Annotated in this window: 19 protein-coding genes; 10 read left to right on the top strand and 9 right to left on the bottom strand. The window is 74.6% G+C overall.

Annotation, left to right across the window (positions count from 1 at the left end; translation table 11 throughout):
• Window positions 1–108 precede the first annotated feature (108 nt).
• From PSED_RS31790 to PSED_RS31780, 3 genes are all read left to right on the top strand, one after another.
• Window positions 109–2,229, top strand: a complete 2,121-nt coding sequence (locus PSED_RS31790) for a hydantoinase/oxoprolinase family protein (RefSeq protein WP_013678322.1) — start codon at window positions 109–111, stop codon at window positions 2,227–2,229.
• Window position 2,230: 1 nt separating this feature from the next.
• Window positions 2,231–4,546, top strand: coding sequence for a hydantoinase B/oxoprolinase family protein (locus tag PSED_RS31785; protein WP_013678321.1), 2,316 nt, complete (start codon window positions 2,231–2,233; stop codon window positions 4,544–4,546).
• A 168-nt stretch (window positions 4,547–4,714) separates the two neighbouring features.
• Complete coding sequence (locus PSED_RS31780) at window positions 4,715–5,743, top strand: SLAC1 family transporter (protein WP_013678320.1); 1,029 nt, start codon at window positions 4,715–4,717, stop codon at window positions 5,741–5,743.
• A 32-nt stretch (window positions 5,744–5,775) separates the two neighbouring features.
• On the opposite strand, the gene PSED_RS31775 is transcribed toward PSED_RS31780, so the two are convergent.
• Both PSED_RS31775 and PSED_RS31770 read right to left on the bottom strand, forming a co-directional pair.
• A complete protein-coding gene (locus PSED_RS31775; protein ID WP_013678319.1) occupies window positions 5,776–6,414 on the bottom strand; it encodes a TetR/AcrR family transcriptional regulator in 639 nt (212 codons plus the stop codon).
• Complete coding sequence (locus tag PSED_RS31770; protein WP_013678318.1) at window positions 6,411–7,310, bottom strand: crotonase/enoyl-CoA hydratase family protein; 900 nt, start codon at window positions 7,308–7,310, stop codon at window positions 6,411–6,413. The genes PSED_RS31775 and PSED_RS31770 overlap by 4 nt, the downstream gene beginning before the upstream one ends.
• A 141-nt stretch (window positions 7,311–7,451) precedes the next feature.
• Between PSED_RS31770 and PSED_RS31765 the strand changes: the two genes are divergently transcribed.
• Both PSED_RS31765 and PSED_RS31760 read left to right on the top strand, forming a co-directional pair.
• On the top strand, window positions 7,452–8,321 hold the full coding sequence (locus tag PSED_RS31765; RefSeq protein WP_013678317.1) for an LLM class F420-dependent oxidoreductase: 870 nt from the start codon (window positions 7,452–7,454) through the stop codon (window positions 8,319–8,321).
• A gap of 569 nt (window positions 8,322–8,890) precedes the next feature.
• Window positions 8,891–10,186 (top strand): SDR family oxidoreductase, encoded by a 1,296-nt coding sequence (locus tag PSED_RS31760; RefSeq protein ID WP_013678316.1) that lies wholly within the window; start codon window positions 8,891–8,893, stop codon window positions 10,184–10,186.
• 25 nt (window positions 10,187–10,211) lie between these two features.
• Here PSED_RS31760 and PSED_RS31755 read toward each other — a convergent pair whose 3' ends face one another.
• Complete coding sequence (locus tag PSED_RS31755; RefSeq protein ID WP_233899222.1) at window positions 10,212–12,266, bottom strand: DEAD/DEAH box helicase; 2,055 nt, start codon at window positions 12,264–12,266, stop codon at window positions 10,212–10,214.
• 666 nt (window positions 12,267–12,932) lie between these two features.
• Window positions 12,933–14,315 (bottom strand): sensor histidine kinase, encoded by a 1,383-nt coding sequence (locus tag PSED_RS31750; RefSeq protein ID WP_202946328.1) that lies wholly within the window; start codon window positions 14,313–14,315, stop codon window positions 12,933–12,935.
• Window positions 14,316–14,506: 191 nt separating this feature from the next.
• Here PSED_RS31750 and PSED_RS31745 point away from each other — a divergent pair, with 191 nt between their 5' ends.
• A complete protein-coding gene (locus tag PSED_RS31745; protein ID WP_202946327.1) occupies window positions 14,507–15,613 on the top strand; it encodes a malate/lactate/ureidoglycolate dehydrogenase in 1,107 nt (368 codons plus the stop codon).
• A gap of 55 nt (window positions 15,614–15,668) precedes the next feature.
• Window positions 15,669–16,568 carry a LysR family transcriptional regulator gene (locus PSED_RS31740; protein WP_013678312.1) on the top strand — a complete coding sequence of 300 codons (900 nt, stop codon included), beginning with the start codon at window positions 15,669–15,671 and terminating at the stop codon, window positions 16,566–16,568.
• Window positions 16,569–16,599: 31 nt separating this feature from the next.
• On the opposite strand, the gene PSED_RS31735 is transcribed toward PSED_RS31740, so the two are convergent.
• Together PSED_RS31735 and PSED_RS31730 are read right to left on the bottom strand one after the other, a co-directional pair.
• Window positions 16,600–17,334: an SDR family oxidoreductase gene (locus tag PSED_RS31735; RefSeq protein ID WP_013678311.1), complete on the bottom strand. Its 735-nt coding sequence runs from the start codon at window positions 17,332–17,334 to the stop codon at window positions 16,600–16,602.
• 71 nt (window positions 17,335–17,405) lie between these two features.
• Window positions 17,406–20,141: an AfsR/SARP family transcriptional regulator gene (locus tag PSED_RS31730; RefSeq protein ID WP_049803554.1), complete on the bottom strand. Its 2,736-nt coding sequence runs from the start codon at window positions 20,139–20,141 to the stop codon at window positions 17,406–17,408.
• Window positions 20,142–20,216: 75 nt separating this feature from the next.
• On the opposite strand from PSED_RS31730, the gene PSED_RS31725 reads away from it, so the two are divergent.
• From PSED_RS31725 to PSED_RS31715, 3 genes are all read left to right on the top strand, one after another.
• The gene (locus PSED_RS31725) at window positions 20,217–20,555 is read left to right on the top strand and encodes a hypothetical protein (RefSeq protein WP_041760173.1); all 339 of its coding nucleotides are present in this window, start codon (window positions 20,217–20,219) and stop codon (window positions 20,553–20,555) included.
• The gene (locus PSED_RS31720; protein WP_013678309.1) at window positions 20,552–21,238 is read left to right on the top strand and encodes a DUF4386 family protein; all 687 of its coding nucleotides are present in this window, start codon (window positions 20,552–20,554) and stop codon (window positions 21,236–21,238) included. The genes PSED_RS31725 and PSED_RS31720 overlap by 4 nt, the downstream gene beginning before the upstream one ends.
• 88 nt (window positions 21,239–21,326) lie before the next feature.
• Window positions 21,327–22,418 (top strand): lysylphosphatidylglycerol synthase transmembrane domain-containing protein, encoded by a 1,092-nt coding sequence (locus tag PSED_RS31715; RefSeq protein WP_013678308.1) that lies wholly within the window; start codon window positions 21,327–21,329, stop codon window positions 22,416–22,418.
• A 54-nt stretch (window positions 22,419–22,472) separates the two neighbouring features.
• Here PSED_RS31715 and msrA read toward each other — a convergent pair whose 3' ends face one another.
• The 3 genes from msrA to PSED_RS31700 all read right to left on the bottom strand — a co-directional run bounded on the left by msrA (window position 22,473) and on the right by PSED_RS31700 (window position 24,065).
• Window positions 22,473–22,991: a peptide-methionine (S)-S-oxide reductase MsrA gene (msrA, locus tag PSED_RS31710; RefSeq protein WP_013678307.1), complete on the bottom strand. Its 519-nt coding sequence runs from the start codon at window positions 22,989–22,991 to the stop codon at window positions 22,473–22,475.
• 170 nt (window positions 22,992–23,161) lie between these two features.
• Window positions 23,162–23,590 (bottom strand): VOC family protein, encoded by a 429-nt coding sequence (locus PSED_RS31705; RefSeq protein WP_013678306.1) that lies wholly within the window; start codon window positions 23,588–23,590, stop codon window positions 23,162–23,164.
• A 10-nt stretch (window positions 23,591–23,600) separates the two neighbouring features.
• Window positions 23,601–24,065, bottom strand: a complete 465-nt coding sequence (locus tag PSED_RS31700; protein WP_013678305.1) for a helix-turn-helix transcriptional regulator — start codon at window positions 24,063–24,065, stop codon at window positions 23,601–23,603.
• Between the last annotated feature and the right edge of the window lie 8 nt (window positions 24,066–24,073).

The following is a 24,073-nucleotide window of genomic DNA, read 5'->3' as shown; positions in this document are numbered from 1 at the left end:
CGACTATTCGACGACACGTGCGGGCCGAAAGTCAAGATTGCCCTCAGCATTGATGTCGAATAGTCTACGCCACAGTCAGCAACCCGATCGCGCGAAGGAGCGCCCGACATGGCCTATGTCATCGGCGTGGACGTGGGCGGCACGTTCACCGACGCCGTGCTCGACGACGACGCAGGGACAGTGATCGCCGCGAAGTCACCGTCGACGCCCCCGGACTACTCCCGGGGGGTGCTGGACGTCCTCGAGCTGCTCGCCAACCAGCTCGGCACGAGCCTGCAGGAGATGCTGGCCGAGACCCACCACATCGCCCACGGCACGACGTCGTCGCTGAACGCCCTGGTCATGCGCAACGTCCCGCCGGTCGGCTTCCTCACGACCAAGGGCCACCGCGACTCGATCTTCATCATGAACGTCGAGGGCCGCTACCTGGGCCGTGCGCCGCACGAGCTGCAGAACGTCCTCGGCCAGGCCAAGGACCACGGCCTGGTGCCCAAACGGCACGCGCTGGAGGTCACCGAACGCATCGACCGCGACGGCAACGTCGTGGTGGCGCTCGACGAGGACGAGGCCCGTGCGGCCATCCGGTCGCTCATCGCCGACGGGGTGGCGGCGATCGCGGTCTCGCTGTTGTGGTCGTTCCGCAACGACGTCCACGAGCAGCGGTTGCGCGAGCTGATCGCCGACGAGGACCCCGGCCTGTTCGTCGCGCTGTCCAGCGAGGTCAGCCCGAGGATCCGGGAGTTCGCACGGCACGCGACCACGATCATGAGCACCCAGATCGGCCCGGGCCTGCGCGACTACCTCGGCGCGCTCGAGTCGTCGCTGCGCGGCAACGGGCTCACCGGACCGCTGCTCGTCATGCAGTCCAACGGCGGCGCGGTCGCCGCGGCCGAGGCGCCCGCCTCGGCCATCAGCACGGTCGGCTCGGTACTCACCGGGGGCGTCGTCGGCTCCGCGGCGCTGGGGCGCCAGCTCGGCCATCGCAACATCATCTCCACCGACGTCGGCGGCACCACGTTCCTCGCCGGTCTGATCGTCGACGGCGAGCCGGTGCGCGACACGACCACGGTGATCAACCATCATCCGATCAACGTGCCGACCCTGCGGGTCGACGCGATCGGTTCCGGCGGCGGCGCCATCGCGTGGCTCGACTCCGGGGGCAACCTGCGCATCGGCCCGCGCAGCGCGCAGGCCGTCCCGGGGCCCGCCTGCTACGGGGGCGGCGGCACCGAACCCACCAACACCGACGCCAACCTGGTGCTGGGCATCCTCACCGAGCGAGGCCTCATCGGCGGCCGCAAGCCGCTGTCGCTGGAGCTCGCGCGCCAGGCCATCGACACCCAGATCGCCAAGCCGCTGGGCCTGACGGTCGAGGAGGCAGCGGCCGCGATCTACGCCGTGCAGAACGCCCAGACCGGCGACCTGCTCCGCAAGACCGTCGTCGAGGCGGGGCACGATCCGCGCGGCTTCGTGCTCTACGCCTTCGGCGGCGCCGGCCCCGCGCACTGTGCGGGCTATGCCGCCGAGGTCGGGGTCGGCGAGGTCGTCGTCCCGCTCGGCCCTGTTGCCTCCGCGTTCTCGGCGTTCGGCCTGGCGTCGTCGGACATCGTGCTGGCCGCCGAGCTCTCGGACCCGACGGTCGTCCCGTTCGACCCGGCCCGGGCCGAGCACAACTTCGCCGTGCTGGAGCAGCGGGTGCGCGACGGGCTGGAACGCCAGGGCGTGCGTTTCGAGACCGTCGAGCTGCACCGCGAGGTCGACATGCGCTACGCGATGCAGCTGGCCGAGGTGACCACCCCGGTCGCGAACGGCCCGCTGGACATCGCCGCGATCGAGGACGCGGCCACGGCGTTCGAGGCGCGCTACGCCGAGCTGTACGGCAAGGACGCCGGCTTCCGCGAGGCAGGCATCCAGGCCATCACGTTCCGCGTCCGCGGTGTCGGGGTCCTGCCGTTCAGCCCCGAGCTCCCGCTCGTTCCCGGGGCGACCGGCCCGGCCGAGCCCGCGGCCACCCGGCCCGTCTGCCTGGACACGCGCCGGGGCTACGTTGACACGCCGGTCTACGACTACCGCGAGCTGCGAGCCGGCCACGTCCTGACGGGCCCGGCGATCGTCGAGGTGCCGACCACGACCGTCGTCGTCCCCGGCGGGACGACCGGCACCGTCGACGAGCTCGGCAGCCTGACCATCCGCCCTGACCGCCGCGAGGACCCCGTGGGGAGTGCCTGAGATGACCATGCCGATCCCTGGCTCGGAGGCCTTCTCCAGCCGTCCCGTCGATCCCGGCGAGCTCGCCCGCTCGCTCCCGTCGAGCCTGCCGGTGCACAGCGTCACCCAGGAGCAGATCGACGCGCTCGACCCGCTCACCTACGAGGTCGTTCGGCACCGGCTGTGGTCGGTCACCGACGAGATGGGCGAGGCGCTCAAGCGCATGTCCGGCTCGCCGATCGTCACCGACGCCAACGACTTCGACTTCGCGATCTCCGACGAGCTGGGCCAGGAGGTCCAGGTCGGGCTCTACAACACGATGCTCGTGGGCGCCGTCGACCTCGCGATCTACTGGACGCTGCGCCACCGCGCGACCAACCCGGGCATCGAGGCCGGCGACATGTTCCTCACCAACGACCCCTGGGTCGGCGGTGGCCTGCACCAGAACGACGTCATGGTCTACCAGCCCGTCTTCCACGACGGGAAGCTGTTCGCGTGGACGAGCGCGATCGCCCACCAGCCCGACCTCGGCGGCGTCGGCCTCGGCTCGTTCTCGCCCGCGGCGCAGGACGTGTTCTCCGAGTCGCTGCCCACCCCGCCGGTCAAGGTCGTGCGCGGCGGCCGACTGCAGCGCGACGTCGCCGACCTGTGGGTCCGTCGCTCGCGCGTCCCGATGCTGATCGGGCTCGACCTGCGGGCCAAGATCGGCGCCAACAACGTCGGCGCCGAGCGGCTGCACGCTCTGATCGAGCAGTACGGCCCGGACACGGTCAAGGCCGTCATGAAACGGATGATGTCCGACGCCGAGTCGCGGCTGCGGGCCAAGCTGTCCGCCCTGCCCGACGGGTCCTGGTCGGCCACCGGCTACCAGGACCAGTCCCACGAGGGCGACCGAGGGCTGCACAAGATCACCGTCACGACGACGAAGACCGGCGACCACCTGGAGTTCGACTTCACGGGGACCGATCCGCAGGCCGGCGTCATCAACTGCACCTACGCCGGGATGCGCGGTGGGGTGATGCTGGCGCTGCTGCCCATCCTGGCCAACGACATCCCGTGGTCGGCGGGGGGCCTGATGCGGTGCTTCGACCTCGTGACCGAGGAGGGGACGCTCAACAACGCGACGTTCCCCGCCGCGGTCGGCCGCGGCCCGATCGGGCCCGCGTGGCTGACCGGCAGCCTGGTCGCGGAGTGCCTGTCGCAGATGCTCGACCGCGACCTGGAGCTCGGCCGGAACGTCCAGGCGACCTGCTGCGGCACCTGGGACACCGCCGTCATCGCGGGGCTCGACGAGCGTGGTGAGCAGCCCGCGCCGTTCCTGAACATCCTCATGGAGCCCATGGCCGGGGGCTACGGCGCGCGTCCGCACGCCGACGGCATGGACACCGGCGGCCTCTTCTGCATCCCGCTTGGCCGGGTGCCCGACGTCGAGATGACGGAGTTCCTCTACCCGGTGCTCGCGCTGTGGCGTCGCGAGGTGCCGGACTCCGGCGGGCCCGGGCGGCACCGCGGCGGGCTGGGCGCGTCCGTCGCCTTCACCCCGCACGGCACCAGCATCCCGATGGGCCTGGTTCTCGCGTCGGCGGGCAAGGCCGTCACCCAGAACCAGGGGCTCTCCGGTGGCCACCCGGGCAACACGGGCCTGGACGTGGTCGCGCGCCGGAGCCGGGTCGCCGAGCTGCTGGCGGCCGGGACGATGCCGTCGGAGCTCGCGGAGATCAGCGACACCCTCGAACCGGGGCAGAACTACGCGTCGAGCTACCTCGCTCCCGGGGAGGTCTTCTCGATGACGTGGCAGGGCGGTGGCGGCTACGGCGACCCGCTCGCCCGCGAGCCGCAGGCCGTCGCCCGCGACCTGCGCGAACAGAAGATCACCACGGCTGCCGCGCTCGCGGTGTACGGGGTGGTGGTCGCCGACGGCGAGGTCGACGAGACGGCCACCGCCGCCGAGCGCGCGCGGCTGCGCGACGTCCGGCGTGACCGGTCGCGGGTGACCGGGCGGACCGGCGGCAAGGCCGACCTGGGCTCGGCCAGGCGCGTCGACGACAACCTCGTCGAGGTCGCCGGCGGCAGCGGCACCACCATCGCCTGCGCGCACTGCGCGGAGGTGCTGGGCGACACCGCCGACGGCCCGCTGGCGCTGGCCGTGTACGAGGGCGCGCCGACCGAGGCGGGCCCCCAGATCGTCGCGACGGCGGCGGACTACGTCGACGCCGAGGTGGTCTTCCGCCAGTACTGCTGCCCGTCGTGCTGGACCGCGGTGTCGTCGGCGGTCGTCCCGGCCGACCATCCGGACCACGCGGCGACGATCGGCAGGCTCACCGTCGCCACCGGATGAGGGCACGCCCGGCCAGCGTGCGGGCGCGGCGACGTCGCGCCCGTAGCATCGGGCCCGCGTGGAGGCCCGCGTGGAGGCCCGGTCGAGGGGTGGGCGAGAACATGACGGACCCGTCAGCCGACATCGGGTGGCCGCGGGCCCCGTGGTGGCGTCACGAACACCGGTGACGTGATCCGCCACGGGCCGCCGCCGGACGCGTTCGCGGTGGTGATGGCCAGCGCGATTCTCGCGGTCGCCGCGGCGGAGAGCCACTACCGGCCCCTCGCCCTGGTCCTGTTCGCGGTGGCCGCGGCCGCGCTCGTCGTGCTCGTCGGGTGGCTCGCCGTCGGTGTCCGCGGCCTCCGGCGCAGCGCACGCGAGCTCCGCGCACCGGACGTCGTGCTGCGGGCGTTCACCCTCGTCGCGGCGCTCACGGTGCTCTCGGCGGCGGTGCAGCAGCTCTTCGGCGGTCCCGGCTGGGCGGTGGAGCTGCTCGCGGCGGCGGGGTTCGCCGTGTGGCTGGTCCTGCTGCCCATCGCGGTGCGCGACGTCGGCGCGCGGCGCCCGTCGCAGCTGCGCGACCAGGTGCACGGCGCGTGGCTGCTCGTCTCCGTCGCCACCTCCGGGCTCGCCATCGCGGCCGCCGCCCTCGCGGTGCGGCTGGGCACACCGGTGCTGGTCGCGGCGGCCGCGGCGCCGTGGCTGCTCGCGATCCTGCTCTACCTGGTTCTCGTCGCACTGGTGATCTGGCGGCTCGTGTCCGCGCCCCTCGTCCCCGCCGAGGTCACCCCCGACAGTTGGGTGCTGATGGGCGCGCTCGCGATCAGCGCGTTGACCGGCAACCACGTGCAGGCGGCGCTGGCCGCGCTCGACGTCACGGCGGGCGCGGCGGCCGCGCACGGTCTCACCGTGGCCGCGCAGGTCGCCGCCATGGCCTGGCTGGTGCCGCTGCTGGGGGCCCAGGTGTGGACGGCGGGGAAGATCCCGGGCCTGCTCACCTACCGCGACGCGTGGTGGGCGGCGGTCTTCCCGTTGGGGATGTTCGCCGCCGCCTCCGCCGCGACCGCGCGGACCTGGCCCCTGGAGCCGCTCACAACGGTGGCGCTGGTGGTGTTCTGGGACGCCCTCGCCATCTGGGTCGTGGTGGCCGCCGGGCTCGTCCACCACGGGGTGAGGGCCGTCCGTCGCCGCCGGACGGCGGAGCGCGCCGTCGGATGAGGGCGGCCGTGCCGCCCCTGGCCTTCGAGCGGTCAGTCCCTGGCGAGCCGGGACCGCAGGACGGTCTCCCCGACGGCCTGGACCATCTCCGCGACCGCCGCCTCCGGCGGTGGGGCCGCGCGACCGAGCGCCTCGCCGAGCGCGGAGCGCAGGGCGCCGATGATCACCGCGCCGGCGAGCCCGGCGTCGATCGACCCGGGCAGCTCGCCGGCGCGCTGGGCCCGCCGGATGTTGCGCGCGGCCGCGGCCTCGTGGACCCGCTGCCGTTCGGCGTCCGCGCGGGTCGCGGCCGGCTCGTGCAGCAGCCCGGCCGCGACGGCGCGGCCCAGCGGATGCCGGTACAGGAAGGCGACCTCCCGTTCGATCCGCAGGGCCTCCTGCTCGAGCCAGCCGCGGCCGGGCCCGGCCGGTGTGCTGAACACGGCGGCGTCGTACTCGTCGTAGAACGCGTGGACGACGGCCGCGACCAGCCCGTCCTTCCCGTCGAAGTAGCGGTACAGCACGCTCGCGGAGACCCCGGCGCGCTCGGCGAGCGCCGTGACCTCGAGTGCGCTGCCCTCCGCGAGCATCTCCTGTGCCAGCGCGAGCAGCCGCTGTCGCGTCCGCTCACCCTTGGGGCTGTGCCCGGGAGTGTGCCCGGGGGCCTGCCCGGCCGTCGGCCCCCGGCTCACAGCTCGATGACGTGGTCGGGGTTCGGCCGCCGCTCGGGCGGTGCCTGGCTGTAGTCGGCGAAGTCGCCGTCGCGCCGGGCCACCGCGGCGCGCACGCCGTCGCGCTCGGCCAGGTCGATGAACCGCTTCGCGTCGGGGGTGTTGCGCATCAACCCGTCGAGGATCGGGCCCAGTGTCTGGGTCGATGCCAGGCCCATGTTCTCGTAGGCCTGGTTCACGATCAGCTTCATCGCCGCGAGCTGCGACGACGGGATGCCGGCCAGCCTCGTGGCCGTGGCCCGGACCGTCGTCTCCAGCTCGGCGAACGGCACCGACCGGTTGATCAGCCCCATCGCGACGGCCTCGGGGCCGGTCAGCGCCGCGCCCGTCAGCGCGTACTCCTTGGCCCTGGTCAGCCCCAGCCGGTAGAGCCACATGCCGGACAGGTAGCTGCCCCACATCCGGCTGTACGGGGTGCCGATCACCGCGTCGTCGCTGGCGACGACGATGTCGGCGCACAGCGCGAAGTCGCTGCCCCCGCCGACGCACCAGCCGTGGACCTGCGCGATCACCGGCTTCGGTGCACGCCAGATGCTCATGAACTTCTGCGTCGGCGCGATCGCGGGCGCGGTGGCGAGGACGAAGTCGCGCCCGGGGTCCCAGGCGCCGTCCGTCGACAGCCACTCGTCCCAGTGGTGGAAGCCGTCGCCGAAGTCGTAACCGGCGCAGAAGGACCGGCCGGCGCCGCGGACGACGATGACCTTGACCTCGTCGTCGCGCACCGCGTCGGCGACGGCCGCCTCCACCTCGTCGGGCATCGGCGGGACGATCGTGTTCAGGTGCTCGGGCCGGGCCAGGGTGATCGTCGCGACGTGGTCGGCGACGGCGTAGACGATCGTCTCGTAGGTCCGCTGCATCGTCGGAGCATCGCCGCGTCGAGGGCCGCGGTCAAGAAATGAATTCACTTCTCTTTGCTCCGCCACGCAGGATTTCCGGACATCCCGTGCAGGCGGGCCGCCCGGCTCGGTGGGACGCCCCGCGCGGGCTAGCGTGACGCCATGGAGATCGGTCTGCATCTCTCGGATCTCACGTATCCGAACGGTCCCGGCGCGCTCGCCGACGACCTCACCCGCATCGTGACGACGGCCGAGGAGGCCGGCTTCGCGCGGATCAGCATGATGGACCACGTGTGGCAGATCGCCGCGCACGGTCCGCCCGAGCACGACATGCTCGAGGCGTACACGACCCTCGGCTACATCGCGGCCCGCACCAGTCGCGTCGGTCTGGTCAGCTGGGTCACCGCGGTGAGCTACCGGGCTCCGGGCCTGCTCGCCAAGCTGGTCAGCACGCTCGACGTCCTCTCCGGCGGCCGGGCGTGGCTCGGCGTCGGCGCGGGATGGAACGCCGAGGAGGCAGCGGGGCTCGGGCTCGACTTCCCGCCGCTGGCGCAGCGGTTCGAGATGCTCGAGGAGACGCTCCAGATCTGCCGGCAGATGTGGGACCCCGCTGCCGACGGGCCCTACGACGGCACGCACTACCAGCTGAAGCGAACCCTCAACGTGCCCGCTCCGCTGCACCGGCCCCGGGTCCTCATCGGCGGCGGCGGGGAGAAGAAGACGCTGCGGCTGGTCGCGAAGTACGCCGATGCGTGCAACATCATCAACTCGCCCGAGCTGGAGCACAAGCTCGAGGTGCTGCGCGGGCACTGCGAGCGCGAGGGCCGCGACTACGACGAGATCGAGAAGACCGTCCAGGTCGTGCTGGACCTCGGCGACGACGGCGAGAAGACCGACGAGTTCCTCGCGACGCTCGAGCGCCTCGCCGCGCTCGGCGTCGACTCCATCCAGGGGAAGCTGCCGCAGGTCTGGGAGCTCGACCGGGTGCGGCGCTTCGGCCGCGACGTCATCCCGGCCGCCGCCGCGCTCTGACGTGCTGCCGCGGCCGGGAGACCGGCCGCGGTTCACGTCGTCGGCGATGTCGCGGGGTCCGGCGGTACGCCTGCGGTTGCCCGACGCGACCCCGGTGCCGCCCACCGTCGCCGCGACCATCGAGGCGAGGACCAACGGGCTGCCCCGACGCACCCGCGACGCGCTCGCCGCCGGGGCCGTGATCGGGCGCGACGTCCCGCCCGACCTGCTGGCGGACCTCCTCGATCTCCCGGACGAGGCCGTCGCCGACGCGGCCCTCGCCCCGGCCGTGACGGCCGGGTTGCTGCGCGCGGTCCCCGGCGGGTACCGCTTCGCCCACGTCCTGGTCCGCGACGCCGTCGAGGACCGGCTCGCCCCCGACCGGCGGGCACGCCTGCACGATCGCCTCGCCGACGTCCCGGACGGGGTGCTGACCGCCGCGGAACGGGCCGAGCACGCGACGCGGGTCGTCCGCACGCCACGGGAACGGACCCGGGCCGCCCGGCTCGCCGTCGTCGCGGCGCGCGACGCGCGCGTCCGGCTCGCCCACGAGGAGGCCGAGCGCGCGGATCGGCGCGCGCCCGGCACCGATGTACGGCGCGGCCCAACGGTTCTTCGTCCTGCGTCGGTCCGGGCGCGCCTCCGAGGCGTCGGACGATCTGTACGCGGCCGCGGCAGCGTATCCGCGGCTCGTCACGCTGCGGTGCGGCATCGCCCTGCTGCACGCCTCGACGGGGCGCCGCGCCGACGCGGCCGCCGAGCTCGAGGCGCTGACCGCCGACGACTGCGCCGCCATCCCCTTCGACGCGCTGCGAATGTCCGCGCTCACCCAGCTCGCCGAGACCGCAGTGCTCCTCGGCCACCGCCCGGCCGCGGCGGCGCTGCGCCGGGCCCTGACACCCCACAGCGGCACCCTGGTCCTCCAGGGGCTGGTCGTCTGGATGGGCGCGGTGGACCACTACCTCGGAACCGTCGCGGCCGTCCTCGGCGACGAGGCCGACGCGAGGCGCCTGCTCGACCGGGCCGTCCGGCGGCATCAGGAATGGGGCGCGCCGGTCCTGGAGGCCGCCAGCAGGCGCGCCCTGCGCACGGCGACCGCTCCCGCCCTCACCGAGCGGGAGCGCGAGATCCTCGACCTCGTCGCGGGCGGATCGGCCAACAAGGAGATCGCCCGGCGGCTGGGGATCAGCGTGCACACGGTGGAACGGCACGTCGCGAACGGCTACTCCTTCGTCGGCCTGGACGAGGGCCGGTTGAAGGACGCCGTCGCCGAGCTCGGGGCATCACACGGCTGCGCCGTCGCCGACGTGACCGACGAGGCGGCCGTGGTCGAGGCGATCGGCGCGGCCACCGCCACCCTCGGCGGCCCGCTCGACGTGCTGTTCTCCAACGCGGGGATCAGCGGGGCCGTGAGCGGGGTCGTCGACTACCCGTCCGAGATCTTCAGCCGGACCCTCGCCGTGCACGTCACCGGCGCGTTCCACATGATCAAGCACTCGCTCCCGGTGATGAAGGACGGGGGCAGCATCGTCATCACGTCCAGCGTCGTCGGCCTGATGGGCTTCGGCGGGCTCTGCGGGTACATCTCGGCCAAGCACGCGCAGGTCGGGCTGATGCGGGCCGTCGCGACCGAGATCGCCCCGCGCCGGATCCGGGTCAACACGCTGCACCCCGGGCCGACCTCGACGGCGTTCCAGGACGAGATCGAGATGGCGGCCACCGGGCTGGACCAGGCCGCGGCCGCCGCCGTGTTCGACGATCTCCTCCCGCTCAAGCGCCACGCCGTCCCCGAGGAGATCGCGGCGGCCGTCGTCTACCTGGCGTCGGACGAGAGCAGCTTCGTCACCCGGACCACGCTCGCCGTCGACGGCGGCCTGGCCGGTTGACCCGCGACCCGCCGGGCGGCCCGGTTCAGTCGTCGAGCGGATCCCGCGACAACGCGGCGGTCAGCAACGCCACGAGCGCCGCGTGCTGGACGTCGGTCGAGGAGGAGGCCTCCGCCGGCGCCGCGCCGTCGAGGGCCTGGGCGGCGAGGTTCCCCTTGTCGTCGATGAGCTCGGCGATCCGGGCGTCGATCGTCTGCGCGGCAATGATCCGCCACGCCGTCACGGGCTCGGTCTGACCGATGCGGTGGCAGCGGTCGATCGCCTGCGTCTGCTCGGCCGCGGTCCAGGACAGCTCCGCGAGCACGATGTCCGACGCCACCTGCAGGTTCAGGCCCACACCGGCGGCGGTCAGCGAGCAGACCGCGATCGCGACGTCCGGGTCCTCGACGAACGCGTCGACGTTCTGCTGCCGGGCGGTGCGGGACTGCTCGCCGCGGATCGAGGAGAAGCGCACACCCTGCCGGGTGAATAGGTCCTCGGCCGCGTCCATGACGTCGACGTGCTTGGCGAAGAAGACGACCTTGCCGGCACTCCGCGCCAGCTGGGCCGCGTAGTCGGCGGCGAGCTCGGCCTTGGCCTGGCCGATGAGCCGCATCATCGTGAAGACGTTGTCGCCCGACGACGCGGACGTCGCGTCCTTCTGCTCCCAGCTCGCGACCTGGTGCACGAGCTCGTGGTCGATGCCGTCGACGGCGTCGACCTCCGGGCCGTCGCGCCGCGCGGCCAGCGCGCTCTCGTACCGCGCCACCATGCGCCGGGCCAGATCGCGCTCGGCCGCGCGGATGGAGCGGCCCGCGGGCCCGTCGAGCTCGACGGGAAGGTCCGCGATCCGGCGGGCCGGGATGTCGGCGGCCACGTCGACCTTGCGTCGGCGCACGATCCCCATGTCGACGACGCACTGCCGCGCCGCCGGGTAGAAGCCCGGGTCGGCGGGGGTCAGGCCGGTGTCGTCGAGCGCGGCCATCAGCGCGGGAAGCGGCTTCTTCTCGTCGATCCAGCCGAGGAACTGCCAGATGGCGAGGAAGTCCTCGATGTCGTTGATCAGCGGGGTGCCGGTCAACGCCATCAGCAGCGGCTGCGGGGTGCGCGCCCGGATCCGCTCGGACAGGCTCAGGACGTGCTGGGACCGTTGCGAGGACTTGTTCTTGATGAAGTGCGCCTCGTCGACGACCATGCCGCGCAGCCCGAAGTCGCCCAGCCAGCCGACGTGGCGGTCGAGCACCTCGTAGTTGACGACGACGATGTCGGCGAACCCGTCGATCGTCTCGCCGTTGCCGTGGATGACGGTGGCCGTGCGCCGCGGCGTCCAGAGCGCGGCCTCACGGGCCCAGTTCGTCTTGACGACGTTGGGCACCACGACGAGCAGCGGGTACGCGTCGGCGGCCTCCGCGGCGAGCAGGGCCTGCGCGGTCTTCCCCAGCCCGGGCTCGTCGGCGAGCAGGAAGGTCCGGTGCCCGGCCGCCGCCGCGGTGACGACCTCGGCCTGGTGCGGCATCAGCTCCAGCCCGGTCGAGGTCGTCCGGTTCAGGGGGTCGGGCAGCGTCATGCATGCCGGCGCGCCGGGCGCGGCCCGCTCGAACGACCGCAGCAGCGGGTCGAGCAGCTCCCACGTGGCCAACCGCGTCGCGCGGGGCGCGGGCGGACGGGGCGCGGAGAAGTCGGGTGCGAGGAAGGGGTTGGCGAGTTGGCGGGACACCACCGACTGCGGCACGACGCGGTGCGTGTTCTCCACCGCGGCGGGCTCGGGCGCGCGGACCTCCTCGGGGGGCGGCTCGATGCCCGCGCTCGTGAGCAGGTCCCGCTTGAGCAGGCGCGCGTCGTCGGAGACGACGGCGTCCTCGTCGAGCAGCGCCATGAGCGCGGCGTCGCGGACGGCGGTGGTCGCGAGGATCGTCGCGATGCCCTCCAGCCGCTTGAGCTGCTCGGACCGCTTCGCCTCGCTGCTGTCGGCGTCGGACCGGACGCGGGCCCGCTCCTCGCGCAGCAGCAGTGCGACGGCCTGGAACTTCGCGCGCGTCGTCGAGGTGATCCGGCCGTTGCGGACGGTCGTCTCCACCTCCCGGGACGCGCGCGCCAGCACCGAGACGACGTCGGTGGGGCCCTGGGGCCGGGTGTGTCGACGGTCGCGCGGGGCACTGCGGCGAGCCCTCGTCTGGGGCCGGCCTCGTCGGGCCACTAACTCCTCCTCCGGATGTCCGGCACGGTGGCGCTGCGTCAGCGTCGTGCCGCGATCTGTCGCGCCGGCTCTCGTTCCGATACGCGCGACCGTGGGGCCCACGGACCAGCGGGATCCGGTGCCGCGGAACGTCCGCGGCCGAACACGCGGCCACCTGACGGCCGGGGTTCTTCGCGCCACCGCGAGCGGCCGGCCACATCGGACCAGAGCAACGCACAGGCGGCGGGATCGCTTCCCATCATAGCGTGTGTCCGCCGAGAGCGGGACCGCGACGCCGTCCGGGTCCCGTGACGGACGCCTCGTCCGCAGGTCGGACCGGCGCGTCGGACCGTCGAGCGTGCGCCGACGTGCAGGGTGTCGTGCAGGTACCCGCGCAGGACCCGGGGTCGGCGGAGTCGGCCACGAGCCCGAGGCAGCCGTCGGGACGGACCAGCGCCAGGCTCTCCGGGCCCAGCCCGTCGCGCTCTCCGGGCCCGGCCCGTCGCGCCGGCCGAGCGCTCCCGCCGCGTCGACGACGCACCGTCGGTCGGCGGCATGGCGATGTCGCGCAGCCGACGGGCCGGTCGGCGGTCAGCGGATCGGCAGCCGGACCTCGAGCGCGGTCCGGCCGGGCGCGGAGTCGATCGTGATCGTCCCGCCGTGACGCTCCACGACGATCCGCCGCGCGATGTCCAGGCCCAGACCCGTCCCCTTGCCGACGTCCTTGGTCGAGAAGAACACGTCGAACGCCCGGGCGGCGACCTCCGGCGTCATCCCCGGGCCGGTGTCGGCGATCGTCACGACCACGGCGCCGCCGTCGGCCCGCGTCGACACCCGGAGGGTGCCGGTACCGGCCATGGCGTCGGCGGCGTTCGTGACCAGGTTGGTCCAGACCTGGTTGAGCTCGCTGGCGTAGGCGTCGATCGTGGGCAGGTCCGGCGCGTAGTCGCGGACGATCGCCACCCCGTCGGCGAGCCGGTGGCGCAGCATCGTCAGCGTGCTGTCGAGCCCCTCGGTGACGTCGACCCGCTGCCGCGCCGCGCGGTCCATCTGCGAGTACGACTTCACCGCGGTGACCAGCTCCGAGATCCGCCCGGTCGCCTCCTTGAGCTCGGCCAGCAGGGTGTCGGCCGCGGCGGTGCTCGTCACCCATCCGAGGGCGGGGCCGAGCGCGGGCCCGTCGAGCAGCGCGCCGACGCGCTCGCACCAGCCGACGTCGGCCCCGGCCGCGGCGAGCCCGGGCGCGATCTCCCAGCCCCGGTCGACGCCGTGGTCGTCGAGCCAGCCCTCCAGGTCACCCTCCAGGTCGGCGAGCGCGAGCGGGCTCGTGACGTCGGGGCGGGTCCGCAGCTCGGCGCGCAGCTCGTCGAGCGCCGTGACCTGCGCCGCCGAGATGCCCGACGCGACCAGCCCGGCGAGCGACGACGTCAGCGCGTGGCAGGTGTCCTGCAGCGCGTCGGAGGTCCGCGCGGCTGCCGCCGCCGGGTTGTTGATCTCGTGGGCGAGTCCCGCGGCCAGGGTGCCGAGCGTGACGAGCGACTGCCGCTGCCGCGCGGTCGACTCGATCGAGCGTGCCGTGTGGTAGAGCCCGCCGATGAGGTGGCTGCCGAAGGGGAACCACTTGCGCGCCAATGCCGCGAGCGCGTCCGACGGCAGCCGCAGCACGCGTCCGGCGACGGTGCCCCGGGCCGTCGCGAGGTAGACGCCGCGCTCGTCCCATGCCCGGAAGCCACCGGCCCAGCGCCCCGGGACGTCCATCCGCCCGACGACCGTCTCCTCGCGCCCGACGTGCCGGCTCAGCTCGACCGCGCCGTCGATGACCGCCCACCAGAAGTCCGCGGGGTCGCCCTCGTGGAACAGCTCGGCGCCGGGCTCGATCGCGACCACGGTGCTCGCCTCCGCGAGCTGGCCCAGCTGCTCCTCGGTGAGCTCGCCGAACAGCGGCACGGCGCGGAGCTCGTCGACACTGGTCACTCGGCGTTCTCCCATCGGGGGGCCACTCGGGTGGTGTCGTCGATCTTCCGGGTGCGAACCCGTCCTGTCGACCAGCTGATCGGCAGTCCGTCGACGATGCCGGGCGCGCCTGCCGAGAATGACGACTGCCGGGAATGACGACTGCGCTGAGGATCAGGAAACCGCGCGGGCCGCGCGGCAAGCTCGTCGTCGTGGCTGTCGACGATGCGGTGACCGACCAGCGGGTGCGGCGGGTCGCCGCGGACGACCTGGAGGCGCTGCTGCGCCGGATCTTCGCGGCGGCGGGCTGTGCCGACGACGAGGCCGCCCGGGTCGCGCGCGACCTCGTCGACGCCAACCTGACCGGGCACGACAGCCACGGCGTCGTCCGGGTGCCGGCCTACGTCGACTGGCTCGGGTCGGGGCTGGTGCGCGCGGGCCAGGACGTCGAGGTCGTCACCGACGGCGGGGCGTTCGCCGTGCTCGACGCGCACCGCGGCCTCGGCCAGACCGCGGCCGCGCACGCGACCGACCTCGGCATCGCCCGGGCCCGGGAGCACGGGACCTCGATCGTCGCGCTGCGCAACGCGGGCCACGTCGGGCGGGTGGGCCGCTACGCGGAGACGGCCGTCGCGGCGGGTCTGATCGCGATCCACTTCGTGAACGTCGCGGGGTCGACGCTGGTGGCGCCCTTCGGCAGCGCCGAGCGCAGGTTCTCGACGGCGCCGTTCGCGATCGGGCTGCCGCTGCCGGGGCGGCCGCTCGTGCTCGATTTCGCGACGTCGCTGGTCGCGGAGGGCAAGGTGCAGGTCGCGTCGTTCGGCGGGAAGCCGCTGCCTTCCGACGCCCTGATCGGCGACGACGGCGTCCGCTCCGGTGACCCCCACGTCCTCTACGGCGACTACGGGCCGCTCGAGCGCAGGTCGGCGAGCCGCGGGACGGGCGCGATCCGCGCCTTCGGCGAGCACAAGGGCTCCGGCCTGGCGCTGATGTGCGAGCTGCTCGGCGGCGCGCTGACCGGCGGCGGGTGTGCGGGCCCGGTCACCGAGGAGGGTCGCGGCATCACCAACGGCATGCTCTCGATCCACCTCTCGCCCGCGCACTTCGGGACGCAGGCGGAGTTCGAGCGCGCGGGCCACGACTACCTCGACTGGGTCCTGTCGGCACGGCCCGTCGACCCCGCGAGTCCGGTGCTGGCCCCCGGCGACGCCGAGGCCCGGACCCGGGCGGCTCGTCTGGCCGACGGTGTCCCGCTGCCGACGGACGTGTGGGAGGCGTTGCGCCGCACCGCCGACGGGCTGGGTCTCGCCCTCGGGTGAGCGGTTCTGGGACGATCGGGGGCAGGCACCGCGTCGCCAGCCGATCGGAGGTCCGATGCCGCGCGATCTCGACCTCCGCAAGCTGCGCTACTTCCTCGCGCTGGCCGAGGAGCTCAACTACGGCCGGGCCGCGCAGCACCTGCACATCGCCCAGCCCGTGCTCAGCCGGCAGATCCGGGCGCTCGAGGCGGAGCTGGGCGCGTCGCTGTTCGTGCGCGACCGCCGTGGCGTCGAGCTGACGCCGGCGGGGGAGGCCCTGCGCGCCGACACGCCCGCGCTCCTGGCCGCCGCCGACGCCGCGCGCCGCCGGGTCGCGAGGGCCGCCCGCGGCACCGACACGTTCACCATCGGTTTCATGCCGGGCCTCATCGTCACCGCGGCCGCGGTCGCGCTGGAGGCACGTCGGCCCGGGCTGCGGGTCCAGGTCGTCCGCACCGGATGGGACGACCAGGTCCAGGTGCTGCACGACGGCCGGGCCGACGTCTCCTACGTGCGGCTGCCCGTCGACGAGCGCGGCCTGCGGGTGATCGGGATCGCCGAGGAGCCGCGGGTCGCGGTCGTCGCCGCGGCGCACCGGCTCGCGGGCAAGGACGAGATGACGCTCACCGATCTCGCCGACGAGCACCTCCTGCAGAACCCGGACGCCGTCCCCGAGTGGCGCGAGGTCGCGACGGAGATGCGCGAGCGGGTGCCGCGTCCTCCCGGGGAGGACCGCTACGGCGTCGAGGAGAAGCTCGAGCACGTCGCCCGCGGCCGCGGGGTCGCGGTGCTGCCGGCGTCGGTCGCCGCCTTCTACACCCGGCCCGACATCGCCGTCGCGACGATCACCGACATCGGTCCGAGCCGGGTCGCCCTCGCCTGGCAGGCGCAGCGCCGCAGCCCGTTGATCAGGGACTTCGTCGATGTCGTCGCCGGGCTCGACAGTCCCTGCACGGTCCTGGCGCCACCCGGCTGACCCGGCCGGCGTCCCCTGACGAACCTCGGCGTCAGGCGAGCAGGGCGCCCCCGTCGACGGCGGTCACGGTGCCGGTCGCGAACCGTTGCGTCATGCAGTACACGTACGCCAGCGCCGCGTCCTCCACCTCACCGACCCGGCCCAGCGGCACCGACCCGGCCTCGGCCGCGTAGAGCGCGTCGCGGTCCGCGGGGGGCAGCACGTCCCACATCGGGCTGCGCAGGACGCCGGGTGAGACCGCGTTGACCCGGATGCGGGGCGCGAGCTCGACGGCGAGCGCCCGGGTCAGCGCGTCCACGGCGCCGACGATCGAGGCCGCGACCGCCCATCCGGGAGCAGGTCGTGCGGCGGCGGAGCCCGTCGTCAGGGTGATGGAGCCGCCGTCGCGCACGTGCGGCACGGCGGCGTGCACCGCGGCGAGCGCGCCGAAGTAGCGGAGCTCGAAGAACGCGCGCGCCCCGTCGAGGTCGAGGTCCTCGACCGACATGAGCGACAGCGGCTCGCCCGCCGTGAAGACGACGTGGTCGACGGTGCCGAGCTCGTCGAACACGGCCGCCACCGCGGCGGGGTCGGTCAGGTTCGCGGCGACGCCGCGCGCCGACGCGGGGAGCTCCGCGAGTGCCTTGTCCACACTGGACCGGCGGCTGGAGACGACGGTGACCTGCGCGCCCGCGTCGGCCGCCAGCCGGGCCGTCGCCAGGCCGACGCCCGACGTCCCGCCGAGAAGCACGATCCCGGTCCCTGCGAGTGAGTTGCTGATGTCCATGTGGCCACGGTGCGCCCGCGGGGACGGTCGGGTCCAAGACCTGTCCGGGCGTCTGTGATGCCCGGTGGGTATCAGCGCTCGTCGGGCAGCTGCGCGGCCGCGGGGTGCGGCGCGTCACGGGTGAGCGTCGCCAGCACGCGGGCGGCGTCGTCGGCCCCTTCGCCGCCGCCCGCCTCGGCGTAGAACGCCTGCACCGGCGCCAGCAGGGCCCGGGCCCCGTCGCGGTCGCCGGCCGCGGCCAGCGCCTCGGCGAGCGCGGTGCGCGCGACCGCGAGCAGCCGCAGGTCACCGGCCTGGTCGGCCTCGGCGACCGCGTGGCGGAGGGTGTCGGCCGCGGCGGGGTCGCCGCCGTCGAGCCGGGCGCGTCCGAGGTGGACCCGGTGCAGCGCCGCGGCACCCGACGCGCCGAGCCGGGCGGCGGACTCGGCGGCGCGCTCGTGGTGCCCGGCGGCGTCGGCGAAGCGGTGCTCGGCGTGCGCGATGCGGCCGAGCGCGGCCTCGGCGTGGGCGAGGCCCCAGGCGTCGCCGAGCGGCCCGACGATGCCGATCGCCTCCTCGCACGCCGTGCGGGCCGCCGCGACGTCCCCGAGCGCGACGTGCGAGAACGCCGCGAGCAGCGCCGCGGCGCCCTCCTCCCAGGCGAGCCCCCGGTCCGCGGCGGCGGACCGGCTGCGCCGCAACGCCTGCAGCGACGCGACGGGGTCGTTCTCCTGGAACAGCACGAATCCCGCGACCCGATCGGCGTCGACGGTGCCCGGCCCTGCGGCGTCGAGCGCGGTCCGGGCGGCGCGCAGGTCCCCCGACATCGCCTCGTGCCAGGCCTCCAGCAGCAGCGCGCGGTCCCGCAGGCCCGCGGGCGCGTCGGGGGCCGCGAGCCGGGCCGCGCGCAGCCGGGCGGCGGCCGCGGTGTCGTCCAGCAGCACCCAGGCCCAGCCGAGGTCGGCGACGATCCCCAGGCCGGTGACCGGGTCGTGGGTGCGGGCGTGCAAGAGCGCGGCGTCGACCGTCGCCCGCTCGGTGGCGACGGCGCCCACGCAGCCGGCCTGCCCCGGGCCGCGGACGCGGGCGTCGACGTCCGCGGCGAACCCGGCGACCCAGGTCGTCATCGCGGCCGCCGCGGTGCGGTCCTGCCCGGCGTCCGCGGCGCGGGCCGTCGCGAAGAGGCGCACGCTGTCGAGCAGCCGGTAGCGGCTGGCGCCGGTGCGGTCGGTGCCGACAGTCGCGAGCGACCGCTCGACGAGCCGGTCGACGACGTCCAGCGTCGCGGCCGCCGGCACGCCGAGCGCCGCCAGCACGTGCGCGGCGACGTCGGGGCCCGCGCCGTCGGGGAACCGGGCGAGCGCCCACAGGCCGCGCTGGTCGTCGGGGAAGAGCAGGTCGTAGGACCAGGCCAGCGCCGCGTCCAGCGAGCGGCCGCGGGCGGCGGGATCGGTGAGGAGCGCGAACCGGTCGTCGAGCCGGGCGACGATCTCGGGGACGGTCAGCACCCGGGTGCGGGCGGCGGCGAGCTCCAGCGCGAGGGGCAACCGGTCCAGGGCCCGGCACAGCGCGTCGACGGGTGCGGGATCGTCGCCGGGCCGGGCGGCCCGGGCCCGGAACAGCGCGACGGCGTCGGGCTCCGGCAGCGGTTCGACTGGCCGGACGTGCTCGCCGTCGAGCCCGAGCCGGCGCCGGCTCGTGGCCAGCACCCGGATCCGGGGCGCGGCGGCGAGCAGGTCCGCGACGAGCGCCGCGACGTCGTCGACCAGGTGCTCGCAGGTGTCGAGCAGCAGGAGGTGCCCGGCGCCGCGCACGCCCGCGGCCGGGTCGGCCGCGTCGACACCGGGAACGACGTCGGCCAGCGCGGCGGCGACTCCGTCGGCCGTCCGCACCCCGTCGAGGCGGACGAGCCACGCCCCGCCCGCGACCCGGGCCGCCTCGACCGCGAGCCTCGTCTTGCCGACGCCCGCCGGCCCGACGAGTGTCACCAACCGCTGCCCGGCCAGGTCGGCGGCGAGGCCCGCGAGGTCGTCGGCCCGCCCGACCAGTGGTGACATCAGCGCCGGGAGGTTGCCCCGGGGCCGCGGCACCGGGTCGAGCGACGGGTCGTGGGCGAGCACGTCCCGCGCGACGGCCGCCAGCTCCGGGCCCGGGTCGACGCCCAGCTCGTCGGCGAGCCGCCGGGTGACGCGGCGGTGCGCGGCGAGGGCGTCGGACTGCCGGCCGGCCCGGTAGAGCGCCCTCACGAGCAGCGTCCACAGCCGCTCGCGCAACGAGTTCGCCGCGATCAGCGTCTCCAGCTCGCCGACGAGCTCGCCCGCCTCACCCTGGGCGAGCCGAGCCGCGAGCCCGTCCTCGGCCAGCCGGGTCCGGGTCTCCTCCAGGCGTGCGCGGTGCGGCGCCGCCCACTCCCCGGCGCCGGGGAGCACCTCCGGCCCGAACAGCGCGAGCCCGGCCGCGCAGGCGCGCGCGGCCCCGGCGGCATCGCCGGCGGCCAGCAGTGCCGACCCGGTCGCGGCGAGCCGTTCGGCCACCACGGCGTCGACCGCATCCGGCTCGACGACGAGGGTGTAGCCGGCGGTGTCGCCGACGAGCAGCGCCGGGTCGCCGAGCGCGCGGCGCAGCTGGGAGGCCTTCACCTGCAGCGTGTTCGGCCGGGCGGCCGGATCGTGCGGCCACAGCTCGGCCACCAGCCGCTCGGTGCGCACCGGCGCGCCGGCGTCGAGCGCCAGCCGCACCAGCAGGGCCGACGTCAGACCGCCGGGGACGGGCAGCACCTCGCCGTCGCGGCGGACCTCGACGCGACCCAGCACCGCGACGGTGAGCACGCCGGGAGCGTAGGAGGCCGCCGCCGTCAGCGGAACCGTCAGCGGATCGTCAGCGGCCCGCGGGAGCGTTCCGCCATGACCGCAGCCGACCGCACCGACGCACTGGTCCGCGGGCTCGTCGCGGGCGACGACCGGGCGATCGGCGAGCTCCGGGCCCTGTCCGCGACCAGCGAGGACGTGACCGTCCTCGTCGCGACGGCGCTCGTCGGTCCCGGGTGGCCCGCGCTGCTCGACCGGGCCGCCGCGGCCGCCGCCGACCTGCGCGGCCGCCAGCTCGTCGCGATCGCCCGTGCGCACCTCACGGGCGACGACGACCGCGCCCGCCTGCTCGCCCGGGACCACCTGGCCGAGCACCCCGAGACCCTGCTGGTCGCCCACATCGCGGCCGGCGCCACCACCAGGAGGACACCGTGAACCCGACCGATCTCACCGCTGCGGGCCCGGCCCGTGCGACGACGGCCGTCTGCCGCGGCACCGCCGTCACGATGATCGCGGCCGCGGTGATCGCCGACGTCGCCTTCACCGGACTGGGCGCCGTCTTCGACTATCCGGACGTCCTCGAGCACCCGGCGGCCGAGGCCCTCGCCGCGTTCCGCGCCGCGCAGGGCGCCGTGAGCGCGTGGTTCCTGGCGCTCGCGCTCGGCGCGGCGCTGCTGGCGCCGGTCGCGATCGGCGTCGGCAGGCTCTCGGCGGCCCGGGCCATGCGGTGGGCCGTCCCGGTCGGGATCGCCGCGGCGGTCGTGCAGGTCGTGGGCCTGCTGCGGTGGCCGCTGCTCGTGCCGGGCTGGGCGGCCTCCGGCGACGTCGACGCGTTCGCGACGGCCAACCGCGTGCTCGGCACGGTCGTCGGCGAGACCGGCGGCTACCTGCTCACGGCGCTGTGGACCGGGCTGGTGCTCGTCGCGCTCGGGACGCGCTTCGCGGGTCGCTGGTTCGTCGCGCTCGGCGCGGCCTCGGCGGTGCTGGTGTTCGTCGGGGTGTTCTCGCCGGTCGGGCTGCCGCTCGTCGATCTCGCCAACTTCGCCGGCTACGTGCTGTGGAGCCTGTGGCTGGTGGCGTTCGCGATCGTCCTGCTCGTCCGCGCCCGGCGTTCCTGAGCGCCCGGTACCGCCGGGAGGCTTGCAGAAGCGCGCTCGCGGGACGACCGTGGAAGTCCGAGACCCGACGGCGACCGTGAGGACAGACATGACCGCAGGTACTGGACTGCGGTCCGCGCTGGGCCCGGTCCGGGCGCACGCGAAGTCGATCGCGCACTGGGCGCTGGTCCTCGCGGCACTGGGCTGGCTCGCGTGGCAGGCGCCCGACCTGCTGCGTTCGGCCGACGAGGCCGGCACCGCGCTCGCCGACCTCAGCTGGACCTGGACCGGGATCTGCGCGTTGCTGGCCCTGGTCGCGCTCGCGACGTACGGGGAGCTGCACCGGCGGTTGCTGGTCGTCGCGGGAGCCCCCATCGGGATCGGCACGATGCAGGCGATCACGTTCGCGGAGAACGCGATCTCCAACACGGTGCCGGTCGTCGGCGGCGCGGGGTCGATGGCCTACTCGATCACCCGGCTGCGCCGCCGCGGCGTCGACGCCACCCTCGCGTCGTGGTCGGTGGTGCTCCCCGGCGCGTTGTCGACGATCGTGCTGATCGGCCTCGCGATGGTCGTCGCGGGCGCGGCCGGCTGGCTGCCGGTGTGGCTCGCGGTCGTGCTGGGGCTCGTCGTCGCGGGCGGCTCGGCGCTGCTGTGGGTCGTCGTCACCCGGCCGGTGGTGCTGCGCCGGGCGCTCACCGGGTTGCTGCACGTCGGACGGCGGCTGCCGTGGCTGTGCCACCACTGCCGCGGCGCGTGGGCGCTCGACCCGGGTGCGGTCGCCGACCGGATCACCGCACGGATCGGCATCCTGCGTCCGACGCCGCTGCAGTGGGTCGTGCTGATCGGGCTCGCGACGCTGAGCTGGGGCCTCGACTACCTGGCGCTCACCGCGGCGGCCATGGCCGTCGGCATCCCGGTCGCGTGGTCGGGGCTGGCGCTGGGGTTCCTCGCGGTGCAGGCGAGCATCGCGCTGCAGATCCTCCCCGGCGGCGCCGGGCTCGCCGAGGCCGGGCTGCTGGGCACGCTCCTCGCCGCGGGCGTCGGGGCGGGCCCCGCGGCGGCGACCGTCCTGGTGTACCGGCTGATCACGTGGCTCGGGCTGTCGGTCGTGGGGTGGGTGGTCTACGCGGTGCAGATCCACGCCGGACCGCCGCACCGCCACCGGCACACCGCCGAGCTGGCGCCCCACCCGGCCTGACGCACGCCGCGGCCGCCCTGCACGTGGCAGGACGGCCGCGTCGGGTCGACGGGGTCAGGCGGTCGCGCTGGCGTCGCGCTTGGGCAGCACCCAGCCCGGCCGCGGGAAGTGGCAGGTGTAGCCGTTGGGGTAGCGCTCCAGGTAGTCCTGGTGCTCGGGCTCGGCCTCCCAGAACGGGCCCGCCGGCTCCACCTCGGTCACGACCTTGCCGGGCCACAGCCCCGACGCCTCGACGTCGGCGATGGTGTCCAGGGCGATGTCGCGCTGCTCGTCGTTCATGTAGTAGATCGCCGACCGGTAGGACGTGCCGATGTCGTTGCCCTGCCGGTTCTTCGTGGTCGGGTCGTGGATCTGGAAGAAGAACTCGAGGATCTCGCGGTAGCTCGTGTCGGCCGGGTCGTAGACGATCTCGATGGCCTCGGCGTGCGTGCCGTGGTTGCGGTAGGTGGCGTTGGGGACGTCGCCACCGGTGTAGCCGACGCGCGTCGTGACGACGCCGGGTCGGCGGCGGATCAGGTCCTGCATTCCCCAGAAGCACCCTCCGGCGAGGATCGCCTTCTCGGTCTGGCTCATGTCCGGGTTCCTTCCGTCGTGGGCCTACCACCACGTCCAACGCTCGGAAGGGGATCACCCATCCCGCAGCAGCGCTCCCGAGGGCGGTGGCGGCGGTCTCCCCAGCATCCTCCCCGACGGCCGCCGACGACAGTGGTCCCGGACACCTCCCGGCAGATCGGCCCCGACGATCAGTCGAAGTCGGCGGGGGTGAACGCGCGCGGCTCGACGAGGACCATCCAGTTCCCGGAGTTGTCACGGGCCACCGCCTCGACGCCGTACGGGCGCTCCTCGGGCGGGTTGACGAACTGCACGCCCTTGGACACCAGGTCCTCGTAGGTCTTGCGGCAGTCGTCGACGTTCATGCCCAGCCCGTTCATGCCGCCGCCGTCGAGCGAGCGGTTGATCGCGTCGACCATCTCGGGCGAGAACGGCGGCCCGGGGACCGTCAGGTGCACCTGCAGCTCGGGCTGGTTGGGGTGCTTGACCGTGCACCACCGATAGCCGTCGCCGATGGTGATGTCGGTGTGCTCCTCGAAGCCGAGCACGTCGATGTAGAAGGCCTTGGACTCGTCGACGTCCTTGACGAAGACGCTGGTGATGGAGATGTTCGTGATCATGCGGTCAAGGCTAGGAGCCCGACGGGTCGGCGGGCTTCTCCTGGATTGCGGAGCCTGGCGACCTCCGCTCCGCGAGCCCCCACATGAACACCCAGCAGCCCGGGACGTGCGGCGCGCCCGTCTCCGCCCAGCGCCGCTGGAACTCCTTCGGCGTCTCGCCGACGATCTCGCGGAACCGGCTGCTGAACGACCCCAGGCTCGAGAAGCCCACCGCATGGCACACCTCGGTGACGGTGAGGTTGGTGGCGCGCAACAGGTCCTGGGCCCGCTCGACGCGTCGCTGCGACAGGTGGGCCGCGGGGGACAGGCCGTAGGCCGCGGTGAACAGCCGCTGGAAGTGGTACTTGCTGATGCCCGCCACGGCCGCGACGGCCTCGAGATCCAGCGGCTCGGTGTAGTGCCGGTCGATGTGGTCGCGCGCCCGGCGCAGGTGCACCAGGACGTCCCCCGGTACCCGGACCTGCGGTGCTCCCACGCCACCGG

Source organism: Pseudonocardia benzenivorans CB1190 (assembly GCF_000196675.2).
Lineage (GTDB): Bacteria > Actinomycetota > Actinomycetes > Mycobacteriales > Pseudonocardiaceae > Pseudonocardia > Pseudonocardia benzenivorans.
This window is presented reverse-complemented; position numbering and strand designations above follow the sequence as displayed.